Source organism: Bacillus sp. SIMBA_154, assembly GCF_046536015.1.
In the GTDB taxonomy this organism is placed as follows: domain Bacteria; phylum Bacillota; class Bacilli; order Bacillales; family Bacillaceae; genus Bacillus; species Bacillus pumilus_P.
Genome location: NZ_JAWJBV010000308.1, coordinates 1 through 267 on the forward strand (window position 1 = coordinate 1; position 267 = coordinate 267).

At 45.3% G+C, this 267-nt stretch carries 1 pseudogene; it reads left to right on the forward strand.

The annotated features are described in order from the left end of the window. Positions 1-267 (forward strand): annotated as a pseudogene (locus R0K30_RS22165) (DNA replication/repair protein RecF); the annotation flags it as partial.

Here is a 267-nt window from a genome sequence, read left to right on the forward strand (position 1 = left end):
CGAAATTAAAAGAAAAAGAAATAGAACGAGGCGTCACATTATTCGGACCGCATCGGGATGATGTCCTTTTTTATGTGAACGGACGCGATGTGCAGACGTACGGTTCACAGGGACAGCAGCGTACGACGGCTTTGTCTTTGAAGCTGGCCGAAATAGATTTGATTCATGAAGAAATCGGAGAATACCCCATTTTACTTTTGGATGATGTACTAAGCGAGCTGGATGATTACCGACAGTCCCATTTGCTTCATACGATCCAAGGCCGTG